Below are 16,286 nucleotides of genomic sequence, written 5' to 3' on the forward strand. Positions count from 1 at the left end.
GGTCGTAACAGACTGACGCTCACATCGAACAAAAAAACCACTTTTCAGTGGTTGTCTGCGGTTTCTCATTTGTCTATTGTATAAAGAGATGATGCCACATCCTTTATGCATACAAGTATAATACATTAATCTGTTGTTAACAAATGATAACAGGTTTTCGTCAGAATTTAATCTATAATTAGTTTGTTTCATTTTTTTGAGTACAGCTTCTCTTTCTGGCTTACCTATCAGTTCGCCTAAACTAGCGTTTCTTGGAGCTGGATTGCGCTAACAATCTTGCCATTGCTATCCACCACCTAATAACCTTTTAAGTTTCTGATGATTCTAAAAAATCGATAAATACCTTAGTGGCGAGGAATTGGTCGCTCTTATTAAACATCTTCGAATGAATCCTTTAAATGAACGAAAGCTGACATGGTGAAATTTTTAGCCCTCACTGGTTTACGCTACGGTGAATTAGTTGCTCTACAAACAAATAATCTTCTCGAAAATGCCATTTCTATCGATGGTACCATCCATTTTCATTCAACAACCTATGACTCCCCCATTCGCACGACACCAAAAACCCAAGCAGCTAATCGAATTGTGCCTCTCCCTGAAAAAGCCAATCAAATACTCAACAAAATTTTAGCCGAGATTGAATTTTTAAAACAAAACAATCACTATATGGATAAAGATTATGTCTTTACTCACATTAACGGTCTACCTATTGATTATCGCACCTTTGCCCCGATATTAAAAAAAGCAGCGCGCGATGCAGGCATAACCAAAAATGTAACAAGTCATTATTTACGTCATACGCATGTCTCTATTTTGGCTGAACTAAATGTTCCAGTGAAGGCCATTATGGATAGGAGTGGACATAGTGATGCGTCCACAACACTCGAAATTTATACGCATGTGACCGAACAAATGTCAGAAAATCTCATCGATAAACTTGATTCTTTTGATTACTAACTTTTTTTCTGCCCCATTTCTGCCCCATAGGAACCAAATCGCACAAAAAAAGCCGACCAAACGTTAATCTGGCGGGCTTTTAATCGTATACTAATATAGTTCGAGATATTGTTCTTGCTCCCATGCATGAACGGTAGTACGGTAAGAATCCCATTCGAGATTCTTCAACTCAACAAAGTTAGCATAAATATGTTCACCTAAACCATCGATAACCGTTTGATCTGTTGATAAAGCTTCAATGGCACGGCTTAAATCACTTGGTAAATGATCAATGCCATTTTCTGCTAATTCTTCAGCCGTCATACTGTAGATGTTGCGATCAACTGGAGCGGGTACTTCTAATTGACGTTTAATGCCATCTAAGCCGGCGCGTAAAACAACTGCCATTGATAAGTATGGGTTAGCCGACGGATCGACACTCCGTAATTCAACACGCGTTGATAAGCCACGTGATGATGGAATACGTACTAATGGGCTACGGTTTGATGCTGACCAAGCAATATAGCTCGGTGCTTCATAACCAGGCACAAGGCGTTTATATGAGTTAACGGTTGGGTTAGTAATCGCAGTATAACCTTTTGCATGATGTAAAATACCTGCAATAAATTGATAGGCTTTTTCACTCAAGCCATCCTTGCCTTTTTCATCGTAAAAAGCATTGCCTTTTTCGTTGAATAATGACATGTTAAAATGCATTCCTGATCCGTTAATACCGTAAATTGGTTTTGGCATAAAGGTTGCATGTAAACCATGTTTACGAGCAATTGTTTTAACAACTAATTTAAATGTTTGGATGTTGTCACAAGCTGAGACTGCATCGGCGTATTTCCAATCGATTTCATGTTGACCAGAAGCTACTTCATGATGTGATGCTTCGATTTCAAAGCCCATCGATTCAAGCTCAAGTACGATGTCACGACGGCAATTTTCACCTAAGTCAGTGGGCGCTAAATCAAAGTAACCAGCATTGTCATTTAACTCTAACGTTGGTTTGCCATTTTCATCTAGTTTAAACAAAAAGAATTCCGGCTCAGGTCCTAAGTTAAACGAGGTAAATCCTTCTGCTTTCATTTCTTCAAGCACACGTTTCAAGTTCATACGGGGATCCCCAGCAAATGGTTGCAGATTCGGTGTATAAACATCACAGATTAGGCGAGCGACCTTCCCTTTTTCAGCAGTCCAAGGAAAAATTACCCAGGTGTTAAAGTCAGGATAGAGTAACATATCACTCTCTTCAATACGAGTAAAACCGTCGATTGATGAACCATCGAACATCATTTTGTTACTGAGCGCCTTGTCTAATTGACTAACTGGCACCTCAACATTTTTAATCGTACCGTTAACATCTGTAAACTGTAAACGAATGAACTTCACATGCTCTGCTTCTGCAATTGCTAATAAATCCTCTTTTGAATAACTCATTTAACTTCCTCCTCATAATAGGTTGTTGCTCTATTTATTGAACGTATTGCTTTTGTGCGGTTGTTGCCTGAATGGACCTGAATTCAAAATTTCATCACGTAATAACCGTCGTGCTTTGGCATCTTCTGTACGATGAGCGTCTTTACGACGTTTGTAAATGTCACGTACCTCCGCGATTGAGTAACCTTCGTCAAGATAATCTCTTATTTCTAATAAGCGATCAATATCATCGAGCGAAAATAAGCGGTGATTACCTTCGTTCCGATCAGGTGTAATGAGTTGTTGCTCCTCATAATAACGTATTTGGCGAGCGCTGAAGTTCGTTAATTTCATAACGGATCCCATCGGGAAAACAGCAAACGTTCGTCTAATTTCTCTACCAGCCACACTGATCACCTCGTTAGTTAATCGTCATCAAAACTTGATGATACTGTTAGTTTACTCGACTTTAATTTGAAACACAATATTTTGCGTAAGATAATCTAACATTGTGAAAGCATTTTGTTACTTTTTATTACAAATGTCTAGCCCAATTCTTAAATTCTAACAAAAAAAGCTAGTCCTCGAATGAGGACTAGCTACAGACTAAAGACAAACGCTCTTCGAAGGCTCGTGTTTCCGACAACGAAAGTTCAAGGACTGCTCGAATCACCCTTTAAATTTTCGAACTAACGCCTCTGCTTTTTGATGCAATTGCGGATCAGTCGCATCAAGCCAAACAACATTCATCCGATTATTAAACCAAGTCAATTGACGTTTAGCATACTGACGCGAACGTTGTTTAATCAGCTCAACCATCGTATCATACGAAAGTTGTCCATCAATATAAGCTAACACCTCTTTGTAACCAATGGCCTGAGCGGCTGTGTTAGCCGTTAATACTGGACGAAGGCTCCGGACTTCTTCTACTAAGCCCTCAGCCATCATCAAATCAACACGGGCATTGATTCGTTGATAGAGCAGTTCACGATCCATTTTCAAACCAATAATTAAATGTCGATAATGTGGTGCTGGTGGTTCAGGCTGTTGTTGTGAAAACGGCTTACCACTCGTCATACTCACTTCAATTGCCCGGATCACACGACGTGTATTATTCGGATGAATTGTTTCAGCTGCAACGGCATCGACTGCTTGTAATCGTTCAAATAAAACCTGATTCCCCGCAGTCGCAAGTAAGGTTTCAAGCTCTGCTCGCAACTGCCGATCTTCGGTAATATTTCCCAATTTAAAGTCATAGAGTAAGGACTGTACATATAACCCGGTGCCACCGACGATTAATGGTGTCATCGTTTGTGGCAGCTGATCGATGATTGCTCGTGCTGTTGTAACGAATTGTGAAACATCATAGTCAGTTGACGGTTCAACGATATCAATCATATGGTGGCGCGCAACTGCTTGTTCGGCGCTAGACGCCTTAGCAGTACCAATATCCATCTGACGATAAATTTGCATCGAATCGCCACTAATAATCTCAGCCTGCATGATTTTTGCTAAATGTAAACTGAGTGCGGTTTTCCCAACCGCTGTCGGCCCGATAATGGCGACGACGGAATGTTTACTCATGAGTCTTCGCCCTTTCCATCTCGGCTTTAATTTCAGCAGCAAGGAGGGGATAGTCGGTCATAAAACCAGTCACCTGTGGGTTGGCAAAGCACGAACGCATCTCTTCGGCTTTATTGATAGTCCAATACCGTGTTTTATAACGCGATTCCCAATTTGCTGCCTTTTGTCGTAAGTAGTAAGGCGGATGCAATGCATCCGCTTTAACTTTTTTGGCCCATTTTAAGCCAGACTTTAAATTGCGCTTAATCAGCACGTTTAAATTGGCACGTTTATCCTTACGACGCAGACGTCTTAAGGTTTTAAAGTTGAACGAACAAAAAATAACGGTTAGATTCCCTTGTTTGTGTTGCAATAACCGCAACACTTTTCGTTCAATCCCCCGGTATCGATTGACATCGGTTTTAAGCTCGATATTCAAGGTCATCCCACTCGTATTCAACAGATCAAGCACTTCTTCAAAGGTAGGAATGACTTGTAACTCGCCCTCATACACACCGGCATTAAACTGGCGCAAATCTGCTAAACGATAATCTTTAATCGCGCCGGTTCCGTTCGTCGTGCGGTCAATCGTATCGTCATGCATGACAACAAGCTGACCGTCTTTCGTGAGGTGAACATCTAATTCAATGCCTGTAATCGGCAAACCGAGACACGCCTTAAAAGCTGCCAGTGTGTTTTCTGGGTGTGTACCTTTGGCGCCACGATGGGCAAAAATTTCAGTCATACACAGTCTCCTCTCTTTATTTTGAAAGTTTCGGTGCAGGATTGAGCCAGGCAGCGATTGCTTGCCCATCCTCGATTTCGTCTAAAACGAATGAGCCATTTGAATAACGATCGGTGACACTATTAACAGTTTGAACCTCAACATCAACAGTTGTATCATTCGCTGTTAAGATAGTGACACTGTCTTCTTTGGCAACAGATAACATGGCAATGTAACGATGTGGTTTCGCCTTCAGTTCACGTAACATCAACAACCCACGTAAAGCACGGGATTGCAGTTCAAGGTGTTTCTCATTGAAACGTTTAACTGAACCTCGTTGAGTCACTAACAAGAGATCGTGTCCTGCCGCCAGTTTAACAGCACCAATTACAAAATCGTCTGGTTTGAGGTTGATGCCTTTAACCCCACTTGTTCGTACATTGGCAAGTGGTACTTCATTCAAAGCAAATGTTAGGTTATAGCCTTTATTCGTCGTAAGACTCACTTTATCACTATCATTAGCAACAAAGACAGTCACTACCGAATCAGCGCCTTTTAATTTAACCCCTGTTAAACTACGCGCATAACGTTGCGGCTGGTATTGATCCAACGTACTACGTTTAATCATCCCATTTGCAGTCGTAAAGACAACGGCTAACTCGGTGCTAAAGTCTTTCAATGGCAAGACGGCAACGATACGCTCACTGCTATCAGCGTTCGCCAAGTGACTGACGTGTTCGCCGAGATCCTTCCAACGAATATCGGTCAATTCATGTACTGGTCGGTACACGTAGTTCCCTTTATCCGTAAAGACGACGACAAAGTCCATCGTATTCATTTGTTGGGCAAAAACGACGTGGTCATTTTCTTTCATCGCAAGATCAGATACACCTGTTGAAGCGCTGAATGAACGTAAGCCCGTACGTTTAATATAGCCGTGGGCGGTGACGCTTACCATCACTTCCTCACTGGCAACTAACACGGTACGGTCGATTTTGAGTTCCTCGATTTTTTCTTCTATGACAGAACGACGCGGATTAGGGAATTTTTTGTTGATGGCTTTGAGACCGTTGACTAATGTCTGGTTCAAGACTTTCACATCGCCTAAAATCGCCTCCAGTTGAGCGATCTTATCCGATAATTCTTTCCCTTCAGCTTGTAACTCTGTAATATCCGTATTTGTAAGACGGTATAATTGCAAGGTTACAATCGCTTCTGCTTGTTCAACTGAAAAAGCAAAGGCTGCCACTAAGTTTTCTTTTGCGTTTTTCTTGTCTTTCGATGACCGGATCATCGCAATCACTTCATCTAGAATCGATAAGGCTTTCATCAACCCTTCGATGATATGTTGACGATCACGTGCTTTTTTTACATCATAAATTGACCGACGGGTGATGATTTCTTGCTGATGTTTAATATACGCATCGATAAAGCCTAAAATGCCATTTAAACGTGGGCGTTTATCATCAATTGCCACCATATTAAAGTTATAAGATACTTGCAAATCCGTATTTTTGTATAAATAATTTAAAATTCCTGTGACATTAACGTCTTTTTTGAGTTCGATTGCGATCCGGAGTCCGGTACGATCACTCTCATCACGCACTTCTGAAATCCCTTCGACTTTTTTATCAAGACGAAGCTCATCAATTCGTTTAACCATATTGGCCTTATTAACCTCGTATGGAATTTCGGTCACAATAATTTGTTGACGGCCACTACGAATTGTTTCAATCTCGGTTTGCGAACGAATGAAAATTTTACCTTTACCAGTTGTGTAAGCATCTTTAATGCCTTTGACCCCTTGAATAATACCACCCGTTGGAAAATCCGGTCCAGGGATAATAGTCATAATGTCATCAATTGAACAGTTGGCATGTTTTAATCGATAAATGACGGCTTCAATGACTTCGCCTAAATTATGCGGTGGAATATCGGTCGCATAACCAGCCGCAATACCAGTTGCCCCGTTCACGAGTAGGTTCGGGAAATGAGCTGGTAAAACTGTCGGTTCTTTGGTCGTTTCATCAAAGTTATCAATCATCTCAACCGTGCCTTTTTCAAGGTCTTGTAATAAGTGTGCCGACAGTGAACCGAGTCGTGCTTCGGTATAACGCATTGCTGCTGCTGAATCGCCATCGAGGCTACCATTATTCCCGTGCATTTCAATTAACGGCATCCGGTTTTTCCAGTCTTGGCTCATTCGTACCATTGCTTCGTACACGGATGAATCACCGTGAGGATGATAGTTACCGATAACGTTACCGACTGTTTTAGCCGATTTACGGAATCCTTTTTCGCTCGTGTTACCTTCAGCATACATTGCATATAAAATTCGACGTTGCACGGGTTTTAAACCGTCACGAATATCTGGTAAGGCACGTTCTTGAATAATATATTTACTATAACGACCGAAACGGTCGCCAACGACTTCTTCTAACGGTAAGTCTTGAATACCATCATGAATTGGCATCGGAATCCCCCTCAATCATTACGTTTTCGTTTTCTAAAATACTTTGATCATCTTCTAATGTAAACTCGACGTTACCTTCAATCCAACGACGACGCGGTTCGACCTTGTCACCCATTAGCGTTGAAATCCGACGTTCTGAGCGCGCCATGTCGTCAATTCGTACACGAATAAGCGTGCGTGATTCAGGGTCCATTGTGGTCGACCATAATTGATCGGCGTTCATTTCACCTAAACCTTTGTAACGCTGAATAACATAGCCACGGCTAAAGTTTTTCAAAACGGTTTCTAGTTCTTCATCGGTCCAAGCGTATTCAATCACTTCTTTTTTACCGATTCCTTTGCTGACCTTATAAAGCGGTGGTAAGGCGATGTATACCTTCCCAGCTTGGATTAACGGCAGCATGTAGCGGTAGAAGAAGGTCAAGAGCAAGACTTGAATATGTGCCCCATCGGTATCGGCATCGGTCATGATGATGACTTTATCATAGTTACAGTCAGCAATATCAAAATCAGCGCCAACACCAGCACCGATTGTATGAATAATCGTGCTAATTTCTTCGTTTTTCATAATATCAGCCAATTTTGCTTTTTCGGTATTAACAACCTTACCTCGTAGCGGCAAGACAGCTTGAAAGCGACGATCACGTCCTTGCTTCGCTGAACCACCAGCCGAATCCCCTTCGACTAAATACAATTCGTTTTTCATCGGGTTACGCGATTGAGCCGGCGTTAATTTACCAGATAGCAAGGTATCGCCACGCTTACGTTTCTTACCGTTACGAGTATCCTCGCGGGCCTTACGGGCTGCATCACGGGCCTGTTGTGCTTTTACTGATTTACGGATTAATAATTGACTTACTTCAGGGTTTTCGTTTAAGAAATACGCCAATTGTTCCGATACTACCGCATCAACGGCCGCGCGGGCTTCAGAAGTACCGAGTTTTTCTTTCGTCTGTCCTTCAAACTGTAAATATTCTTCTGGCACACGAATCGAAATAACAGCTGACATTCCTTCGCGAATATCACTACCTTCGAGGTTTTTATCTTTTTCTTTTAATAAGCCAATGCGACGGGCATATTCATTCATCACACGGGTCATAGCCGCTTTTGCACCTGATTCATGCGTCCCACCACCCTTTGTGCGGACGTTATTAACGAAACTTAACAATGTTTCTGAGTAACCATCGTTAAATTGGAAGGCCATTTCAATTTCCATATTTGTATTGACGCCTTCCATCACAACAGTATCATGCAACACTTCTTTATCTTCGTTTAAATATGTGACAAAGGCCGCAATCCCTTCTTCGTAATGAAAACTGTCGCTTTTATCATCTTCACGTTCATCGGTTAAATTAATTTCAACGCCTTTCAATAAAAAGGCTGACTCTCTTAAACGTTCACTTAAAACATCGTAATTGTACGTAATTGTAGAAAAAATGGTTGCATCTGGTTTAAAATGCATCGTTGTTCCAGTGCATTTTGTCTTGCCTTTTTTAACGAGTTTTGTAACTGGAACACCACCATTTTTAAATTGTTGCTCGTATTCATAGCCATCGCGGTAAACTGTAACGGTTAACCACTCACTGAGGGCATTGACAACCGAGGCACCAACACCATGTAAACCACCTGAGGTTTTATAGCCACCTTGGCCGAACTTACCCCCGGCATGGAGAATCGTCAAAATGACTTCGACTGTCGGTTTACCAGAACTATGCATTCCAACTGGCATCCCTCGTCCTTCATCACTAACGACGATGCTATTATCTTTTTTTATCGTAATGTCGATTTTTTTACCAAAGCCAGACAGCACTTCGTCGACTGAGTTATCGACGATTTCATACACTAAATGGTGCAAACCGCGCGCATCCGTTGAGCCAATATACATCGCTGGACGTTTACGAACAGCTTCTAAGCCTTCTAAAATTTGAATGGAATCATCGTTATATTCGGTTGTTTTTTTTACCAATCCTAAACAGCGCCTTTCTATCTTGGAGTGTTTGCCTTTGCAAACGTTTGTTCGTCTTTAAAAATAACAAAGATTGACTTGTTTTGTCAAACAATGTTCGGTACAGCCTTTGTTAAAACTATCTTTTGATTGTAAGTTGTTTTAAAAAAATAACTCTCTACTATTTAGTGTAACCGATTACGCTCAAAAAATCACCGTAATATCGCGGTTCTTTTTTTAGATTATCGCTAATGGGCATCTTTTGTCAATAGCTACGAAAGCTTAGTATACACCACTTAGTAGTCGTATCACAAACAAAATCACTATTTATTTGAAACCAATCAGTTTCTTATGACTTACTACTAACAGTTCCTGTCATTAATTGGTGCCGTAACGAAAATAATCGTTCCAATTCCTTACGGTTTCAACTATAATGAAGGTGTTACGTACTTTTAAAGAGAAGAGGAATTCGTATGAATTATGCCATACAAGTGATTGCACTCATACTTGTCGCTTATTTAATCGGATCATTTACAGCAGGCTTGTGGATTGGTAAATGGTTTTTCAAAAAAGATATTAGAGATTACGGTAGCCGTAACCTTGGCGCTACAAACTCATTTCGTATATTAGGTGTTAAAGCGGGCATCATCGTGATGATAATTGATGTCCTGAAAGGGACATTAGCAACCTTAATTCCGGTTTGGTTAGATGTGCCTGTTAACCCATTGTTGATTGGTTTATTTGCAGTCATCGGTCATATTTACCCTGCTTACGCAAAATTAAGAGGTGGCAAAGCTGTTGCAACGTCAGCAGGTATCCTCCTCGGTTATTCACCAACAGTCTTTTTAATCGTTCTAATCGCCTTCGCGATTGTGTTACTATTGACACGTTATGTGTCTTTAAGTTCAATGGTTGCCGTTACTGTCGGCTTTATCGCCAGTATCTTTTTCAAGGATATCACCTTAATTGTCGTGATGGCGATTTTAACGGCTTTTATCCTTTATCGACACCGTGCCAATATTACACGTATTAAAAACGGAACCGAATCAAAGATGGTTTTTAAAAGCAAAAAAAAAATAACATGTGATTAAAAAGCCGTAGAATGAATTCTACGGCTTTTTTCGTGCTTAAAACGGTGCAATTGTATACGCTTTTTGGAAAATTTCGCCTGCGGCAAGTTTGTGTGAACCATACTTGGTTGACCACTCTTTTGATGTATCAGTTGTATCAGCAATTCCTTGCCACGGTTCGATACAAACGAATGGGGCATCATTTAACGGTGACCAAACACCAACAAAGGCCATTTCAGCGGTATGTACACGGACACCATGTGTCCGTTGTTTGTTCGCCAACGTCAGTTCAGCAATATCCTCAAAGATTAAGGCATCTTCTTTAAAGAGGGCTTTAGACAGCGGTACATGGGTGATTGCTTGTTTGCTTAATCGTTTCTGGACTGATTGATTAAGGAAGGGCCCTTCTAAACTCAAGAGCTCCCCGTCAAATGGTTGTGAAAATACTAAATCATAATCAGTAAATGTCTGTTGCGTTTCTAACGGAATATTAAAGGCTGGATGCCCCCCAATTGAAAAATACAGCGTTGCTTCCGCCGGATTAGTAACTGTCCATTCAACTTTTAGATTTGCATCTTCCAGATAGTATGCGATCCGCAGGTTGAAGGCAAACGGATAATTTTTTAATGTCTCAGCTGTTTGCGTCAGTTCCAGTAAAATATGTGTTGGCGATACAGTCACAACCGTAAACGGTAAATCCCGTGCGAAACCGTGTTGTGGTTGACTATAATACTTGTTTTGATAATGATACTGATTGTCTTGTAGGCGACCGACATTAGGAAATAAAATCGGTGCATGTCTGCCCCAATAGGTTGGATCTGCTTGCCATATGTATTCAATACCCGTATCTTTACGGATGAATGACTGTAATTCAGCCCCTTTAACGGCTATTTTAACAATGGCTTGGTCTGTTTCTAACGTATACATCTGCCTCACTCCTTCAGTAGTAGCTAATTTAAACCGTTTGATATGATCTGTTAAGCCTTCTGCTCGTAACACATAGAGTTGGGTGTCACCAAACAAGTCAAAATGAGGATACTGCTCATGTTTTAAATCTAAGTATTTCGCTTGCAAACCGTATTGACTTCCCCACTCTATTAATTTAGCACGATCAGCACAGCCAACCTTGGTGAAACTGCTAACCCCATTAAAGCGGTCATCCTGCCACCAATGTGTCAGAAAAGCAATCTCACCAGACCGTACGGCCGCCTTCCATGCCTTTAATTGCGCACGACTTACCCCAAATGCCATCTATTCAACTTCCTTTTTATAGCCCTTATCCCACTCAGGGAAATGCCTTCTAAAAGAGGCAGGTTTAAAATGTTCTTTCGTAACAATCGCATGGGTTGTTGTTGCAGTAAGAGCCAGTTGGTCGGTTTCTTTTACCCGAATTTCATAACCGTAGGTTGTCCGCAACCCATCATAAGCTGCAACCCACGTTTTGACGATGGCTGATTGCCCGTATCGTAACGGGAATTTATATTGCAACTGGACATCTAACACAGGTGCTAAATAACCTTGTGCCTCCATTTCGACATAATCAAAGCCGAGTTGTGAAATCAAATTCGTCCGTCCTATCTCACACCAGACTAAGTAATTCGTATGATACACGACTCCCATTTGATCGGTTTCACTATAGCGCACTTTAATTTCAGATTGGTTGACTGTTTTCATGTTTATCCTCCTCAATAAAAAAAGGAACAATCCAAGGGATTGTTCCTTTTAGACTGTAGTAAAAGTAACTTGAATCTGTATATAAAACAACTCGATCAATAGCGACCGTTTGACCCTCAATGTTATAGCGCGCATCACTTAGTTAAACGTTGCGACTTACATACTTGTTTTTTCAAGAGCCACTAAAAATTTATCATTAAGCACTTTAATATAAGTTCCTTTCATGCCAAGTGAGCGTGATTCAATCACACCAGCACTTTCAAGTTTACGTAATGCATTAACAATTACTGAACGTGTAATACCGACTCGATCGGCGATTTTAGACGCAACTAGCAAGCCTTCCTTACCACCAAGTTCTTCAAAAATATGTTCAATCGCGCCATGTTCACTGTATGAGAGAGAGTTAATTGCCATTTGTACAACGGCTTTACTACGAGCTTCTTCCTCAATTTCTTCGGTTTTTTCACGTAAAATTTCCATGCCAACAACGGTTGCACCGTATTCAGCCAAAATTAAATCGTCATCTGTAAAAACATCGCTTAAACGTGAAATGATTAACGTTCCCAAACGATCACCACCACCAACAATCGGTACAATTGTCGTTAAACCTTGTTTAAAAATACCGGCATTTTCGACAGGGAAAATCGTGTAACGACTTTCGAAATCAATGTTTTGGGTTGTTTCAGTAATATTAAATAAGCTATTCGTGTAATCAACTGGAAATTGACGACTTTCGATGAAGCTGATCATTCGTTGGTTATTAATTTCAACTTCTTCAGATACACCTAGCAATTTTCCTTTACGGCTTACAATGTAGACATTTGCCTCAATAAAACGACTCATTGTTGCAGCCATTTCGTTAAAATCAACGGAATGACCAGCTGATTTTTGTAATAATGAGTTAATTCCACGCGTCTTTTGTAATAATGTAAGGTTCATTAGTTTTCCTCCTAGAGATGACTCGCCACAGCAGTCATTTGATGTTATTTAGTTTTTGTGATACGTTCAGTCAAACATATATGTGTGAATAAGTAAGATTACTTAACATTAGGTCCTTACGTAGTATATCACGTTATCGTACAATTAAACATACATAATCATTGTTTTTTGTGCTATTTTATTTAATTAATAAACTTTTCTGTGAAAACGACCTTGTTTATGAAATTATGCACGCGGATGTGCATTGCGATATGTTTCTTGTAATCGTTCTTTGGTGACATGTGTATAAATTTGCGTCGATGATAAACTTACGTGCCCAAGTAATTCTTGTACGGTTCGCATATCGGCTCCTGCATTCATCAAATCGGTAGCAAAGGTATGACGTAACATGTGTGGGTGAATCTTACCGGTTAATGTCGTTGCCTTCATTAATTGGTCTAAACAGTAGCGGATTCCTCTAACAGTCAACGGTTTCCCATTTTTATTAATGAAAACAGCCGTATGTGTTTCATTAAAATGTTGTAATAACGGGGTGCGACACTTTTCGAAGTAAGTCTGCAAGGCATCGATGGCAAACTGTCCGAGAGGAACATGTCGTTCTTTGCTCCCCTTCCCGTGCACTAACACTGTGTGATAGTTCATATCAATGTCTGCTAGTCGCATAGCTTCACACTCTGAAACACGCATACCTGTTGCATAAAGAACTTCAAGTAAAGCTAAATCACGACTCGCTAACTTTGTTTGCCGTGTTTGCGCCGTTTCGAACAACTCATTCATCTCTTCAGAATAAAAGAAATGTGGTAGACTAACGTATTTACGCGCATGTGAAACTGATGCCAACGGATTTTGATCGGTTTGGTTAGTTGTCACTAAGTAAGCATAAAAACTACGTAAACTCGATAACTTCCGTGAAACACTTGAACGTGATAATAATTGTTCATGCAATTTAGTTAAATATAAGCGAATATCGAGCATTTCAACCGCAGCATAGTTTGCGATATTTTCACTGTTCAAAAAGGTCGTAAAGTCTGTAACATCTGCTTGGTAGGCAAGGACTGTTGCCGCAGAATAATTACGTTCTACTTCTAAATATTGTGTAAAATTAAGGATGTCCTTATTTTCGAGAGTTATCATTGTTTTTCCTCCTTAACCCCATTCATCGTATCATACCAAAAGCTAAAAAGTAAACAATTCGGAACTTTCAGAACTTTAGTGGATGAGGTAAATAAAAAACTGAGGGTTGACACCTTAATGTCACCCTCAGCATGATGCTTATTTTTGTTCTTCTTCTTTATAATCACAAGCTGTACAGGTAATTTGGTTCCCTTTTTTGAGTTTTTTTACGACCAACGTGTGTTTGTCACATTTTGGACAAGGGCGTTCAATCGGACGATCCCAACTCACATACTCACACTCTGGGTATTTATCACAGCCATAAAACAGGCGGTTTTTCTTACTTTTACGTTCGATTACATGACCTTCTTTACAGTCTGGACACATCACACCGATTTCTTTGACAATCGCCTTCGTGTTGCGACAATCGGGGAACCCACTGCAGGCCATAAATTTACCATAACGGCCCATTTTAATGACCATTGGTTTGCCACATAGTTCGCAGTCAATGCCTGCTGGTTCATCTTCAATAACAATTTTTTCCATCTCGGCTTCAGCTTTTTGCACTTCTTTTTCGAACGGACGATAAAATTCATCGATAACTTTCTTCCATTCCATCTTACCGTGCTCGACCGCATCGAGTTTTTCCTCCATATTGGCTGTAAACGTCACATCGATAATTTCAGGGAAATATTCTGCCACCAATGCATAGACTATCTCGCCCAGTTCTGTCGGCATAAACCGTTTGTTATCAAGCGTCACATAGTTTCGGCGCTGAATCGTATCGAGGGTTGGTGCATAGGTTGATGGGCGACCAATCCCGATTTCTTCCAACGTTTTAACAAGTCGCGCTTCAGTGAATCGTGGTGGTGGCTGTGTGAAATGCTGACGCGGATCAACATTTAGCGACTGCACCGTATCACCGGTTGTCATATCCGGTAAAATATTTTCTTTTTCATCGCTGCCATCATCGGTGCCTTCAACATATACTTTCATAAAACCGTTAAACTTGATTTTCGAGCCGTTTGCACGGAAATTAACGTTGTTATTCGATAAATCAACACGCATCGTATCCAATACCGCCGGTGCCATTTGACTGGCAATGAACCGTTCCCAAATCAACTTATATAAACGAAATTGATCACGCGATAAATATTTTTTAATATCAGCCGGCGCCTTGTCGAGTCGTGAGGGACGAACAGCCTCATGGGCATCTTGAGCGCCTTTTTTTATTTTTATCTTTACGGTCTGCTGTTCGAAGATACTCAGCACCGTATGTTTCACCAATATAGTCTTTCGCTGCGGCAACTGCCGTTTCAGATATACGTGTCGAATCGGTACGCATATATGTAATGAGCCCGACAGTCCCTGCACGACCAATTGCAATTCCTTCGTACAACTGTTGGGCAATCATCATTGTTTTTCGTGTTTTAAAATTCAGTTTACGAGCCGCCTCTTGTTGTAAAGAAGAGGTCGTAAACGGTGCTGCTGGATTTCGTTTACGTTCTTTTTTCGTTACCTTATCGACGGTAAAATCTTTCCCGTTCAGCTGCTCAACGACAGCCTTAACCGATTCACTTGTCGGTAAATCAGTTTTTTTACCATTTACACCGTAAAAGTTAGCTTGAAATTGTTTCTTGCCTTTAATAAACTGACCATCAATGCTCCAGTATTCTTCAGGCGTAAACGAATTCACTTCTTTTTCGCGTTCAATGATTAATTTCAAGGCGATTGATTGCACACGGCCAGCACTTAAGCCTTTTTTGACCTTCTTCCAGAGAACCGGACTAATGTTATAGCCGACTAAACGATCGAGAATACGTCGTGCTTGTTGCGCATCAACTAAATCCATATCTAATTTACGTGGATGTTTAAACGAATCTTTCACCGCATCGCGGGTGATTTCGTTAAAAACAACACGGAGGTCGTCATTCAAGTCTAAATTCAAACTATTAGCTAAATGCCAAGCAATTGCTTCCCCCTCGCGATCTGGATCGGCTGCGAGATAAACTTTTTTCATTTTTTTTGCTGCTTGTTTTAATTCTTTTAAAGTACTACCTTTACCACGGATGGTAATATAGCGTGGTTCATAATTATTTTCGGTATCAACACCCATTGTACTTTTTGGCAAATCACGTAAATGGCCCATCGACGCACGCACTTTATACTTTTTACCTAAATATTTTTCGATTGTTTTCGCTTTTGCTGGTGACTCAACAATGACTAGATAATCAGCCATAGACTTTCAGTCCTCTCGTCTTTCACTTCCATTACATGTTAATGGTAAGGGTATATTTGGTGTTAAGTTAACATAACATACTATAATAGATATTCACTACAGTTACAAGCTTTTTAATGCGTATACAGTAGCATCTGTTCGAATTGTAACATGACAACGGTTTAAAATGAAAGCCATCCTCTTTTAAA

General features: G+C 40.6%; 12 protein-coding genes and 2 pseudogenes. 2 read left to right on the plus strand and 12 right to left on the minus strand.

What is annotated here, in order from left to right; translation table 11 throughout:
* The first annotated feature begins 414 nt into the window (after positions 1–414).
* Positions 415–957 (plus strand): tyrosine-type recombinase/integrase, encoded by a 543-nt coding sequence (locus tag BCAMP_RS00235; protein ID WP_051456749.1) that lies wholly within the window; start codon positions 415–417, stop codon positions 955–957.
* Positions 958–1,047: 90 nt separating this feature from the next.
* On the opposite strand, the gene glnA is transcribed toward BCAMP_RS00235, so the two are convergent.
* From glnA to parE, 6 genes are all read right to left on the minus strand, one after another.
* The gene (gene glnA, locus BCAMP_RS00240) at positions 1,048–2,379 is read right to left on the minus strand and encodes a type I glutamate--ammonia ligase (protein WP_035312752.1); all 1,332 of its coding nucleotides are present in this window, start codon (positions 2,377–2,379) and stop codon (positions 1,048–1,050) included.
* Positions 2,380–2,409: 30 nt separating this feature from the next.
* Positions 2,410–2,766 carry a MerR family transcriptional regulator gene (locus BCAMP_RS00245; protein ID WP_035312753.1) on the minus strand — a complete coding sequence of 119 codons (357 nt, stop codon included), beginning with the start codon at positions 2,764–2,766 and terminating at the stop codon, positions 2,410–2,412.
* 261 nt (positions 2,767–3,027) lie between these two features.
* Positions 3,028–3,942 carry a tRNA (adenosine(37)-N6)-dimethylallyltransferase MiaA gene (miaA, locus tag BCAMP_RS00250; protein WP_035312754.1) on the minus strand — a complete coding sequence of 305 codons (915 nt, stop codon included), beginning with the start codon at positions 3,940–3,942 and terminating at the stop codon, positions 3,028–3,030.
* Positions 3,935–4,666, minus strand: a complete 732-nt coding sequence (locus BCAMP_RS00255; protein ID WP_035312755.1) for a glycerophosphodiester phosphodiesterase family protein — start codon at positions 4,664–4,666, stop codon at positions 3,935–3,937. Before BCAMP_RS00255 ends, miaA begins: the two co-directional genes overlap by 8 nt.
* A 16-nt stretch (positions 4,667–4,682) precedes the next feature.
* Complete coding sequence (parC, locus tag BCAMP_RS00260; protein ID WP_035312756.1) at positions 4,683–7,118, minus strand: DNA topoisomerase IV subunit A; 2,436 nt, start codon at positions 7,116–7,118, stop codon at positions 4,683–4,685.
* Entirely contained in the window at positions 7,105–9,084 is a 1,980-nt protein-coding gene (gene parE / locus BCAMP_RS00265) for a DNA topoisomerase IV subunit B (protein ID WP_035312757.1), read from the minus strand. The genes parC and parE overlap by 14 nt, the downstream gene beginning before the upstream one ends.
* A 452-nt stretch (positions 9,085–9,536) precedes the next feature.
* On the opposite strand from parE, the gene plsY reads away from it, so the two are divergent.
* On the plus strand, positions 9,537–10,154 hold the full coding sequence (plsY, locus tag BCAMP_RS00270) for a glycerol-3-phosphate 1-O-acyltransferase PlsY (protein WP_035312758.1): 618 nt from the start codon (positions 9,537–9,539) through the stop codon (positions 10,152–10,154).
* A 36-nt stretch (positions 10,155–10,190) separates the two neighbouring features.
* Here plsY and BCAMP_RS00275 read toward each other — a convergent pair whose 3' ends face one another.
* The 6 genes and pseudogenes from BCAMP_RS00275 to topA all read right to left on the minus strand — a co-directional run bounded on the left by BCAMP_RS00275 (position 10,191) and on the right by topA (position 16,098).
* A complete protein-coding gene (locus tag BCAMP_RS00275) occupies positions 10,191–11,060 on the minus strand; it encodes an aldose 1-epimerase family protein (RefSeq protein WP_035312814.1) in 870 nt (289 codons plus the stop codon).
* 24 nt (positions 11,061–11,084) lie between these two features.
* Positions 11,085–11,384 (minus strand): annotated as a pseudogene (locus tag BCAMP_RS14150) (hypothetical protein); the annotation flags it as partial.
* Entirely contained in the window at positions 11,385–11,807 is a 423-nt protein-coding gene (locus BCAMP_RS00280; RefSeq protein ID WP_035312759.1) for an acyl-CoA thioesterase, read from the minus strand.
* A 156-nt stretch (positions 11,808–11,963) separates the two neighbouring features.
* On the minus strand, positions 11,964–12,746 hold the full coding sequence (gene codY / locus BCAMP_RS00285; protein WP_035312760.1) for a GTP-sensing pleiotropic transcriptional regulator CodY: 783 nt from the start codon (positions 12,744–12,746) through the stop codon (positions 11,964–11,966).
* Positions 12,747–12,971: 225 nt separating this feature from the next.
* Positions 12,972–13,877 carry a tyrosine recombinase XerC gene (gene xerC / locus BCAMP_RS00290; protein ID WP_408605168.1) on the minus strand — a complete coding sequence of 302 codons (906 nt, stop codon included), beginning with the start codon at positions 13,875–13,877 and terminating at the stop codon, positions 12,972–12,974.
* Between the two features lie 141 nt (positions 13,878–14,018).
* Positions 14,019–16,098: pseudogene (gene topA, locus BCAMP_RS00295) on the minus strand (type I DNA topoisomerase).
* Positions 16,099–16,286: the final 188 nt, after the last annotated feature.

This window comes from Brochothrix campestris FSL F6-1037, from assembly GCF_000525915.1.
GTDB lineage: Bacteria > Bacillota > Bacilli > Lactobacillales > Listeriaceae > Brochothrix > Brochothrix campestris.

Excerpts from the sequence above, each read along its gene's own strand:
- BCAMP_RS00235 (WP_051456749.1), top strand. The coding sequence starts at position 415 with ATGGTGAAATTTTTAGCCCTCACTGGTTTACGCTACGGTGAATTAGTT.
- plsY (WP_035312758.1), top strand. The coding sequence starts at position 9,537 with ATGAATTATGCCATACAAGTGATTGCACTCATACTTGTCGCTTATTTA.
- BCAMP_RS00275 (WP_035312814.1), bottom strand. The coding sequence starts at position 11,060 with ATGTATACGTTAGAAACAGACCAAGCCATTGTTAAAATAGCCGTTAAA.
- miaA (WP_035312754.1), bottom strand. The coding sequence starts at position 3,942 with ATGAGTAAACATTCCGTCGTCGCCATTATCGGGCCGACAGCGGTTGGG.
- glnA (WP_035312752.1), bottom strand. The coding sequence starts at position 2,379 with ATGAGTTATTCAAAAGAGGATTTATTAGCAATTGCAGAAGCAGAGCAT.
- BCAMP_RS00280 (WP_035312759.1), bottom strand. The coding sequence starts at position 11,807 with ATGAAAACAGTCAACCAATCTGAAATTAAAGTGCGCTATAGTGAAACC.
- BCAMP_RS00255 (WP_035312755.1), bottom strand. The coding sequence starts at position 4,666 with ATGACTGAAATTTTTGCCCATCGTGGCGCCAAAGGTACACACCCAGAA.
- parC (WP_035312756.1), bottom strand. The coding sequence starts at position 7,118 with ATGCCAATTCATGATGGTATTCAAGACTTACCGTTAGAAGAAGTCGTT.
- codY (WP_035312760.1), bottom strand. The coding sequence starts at position 12,746 with ATGAACCTTACATTATTACAAAAGACGCGTGGAATTAACTCATTATTA.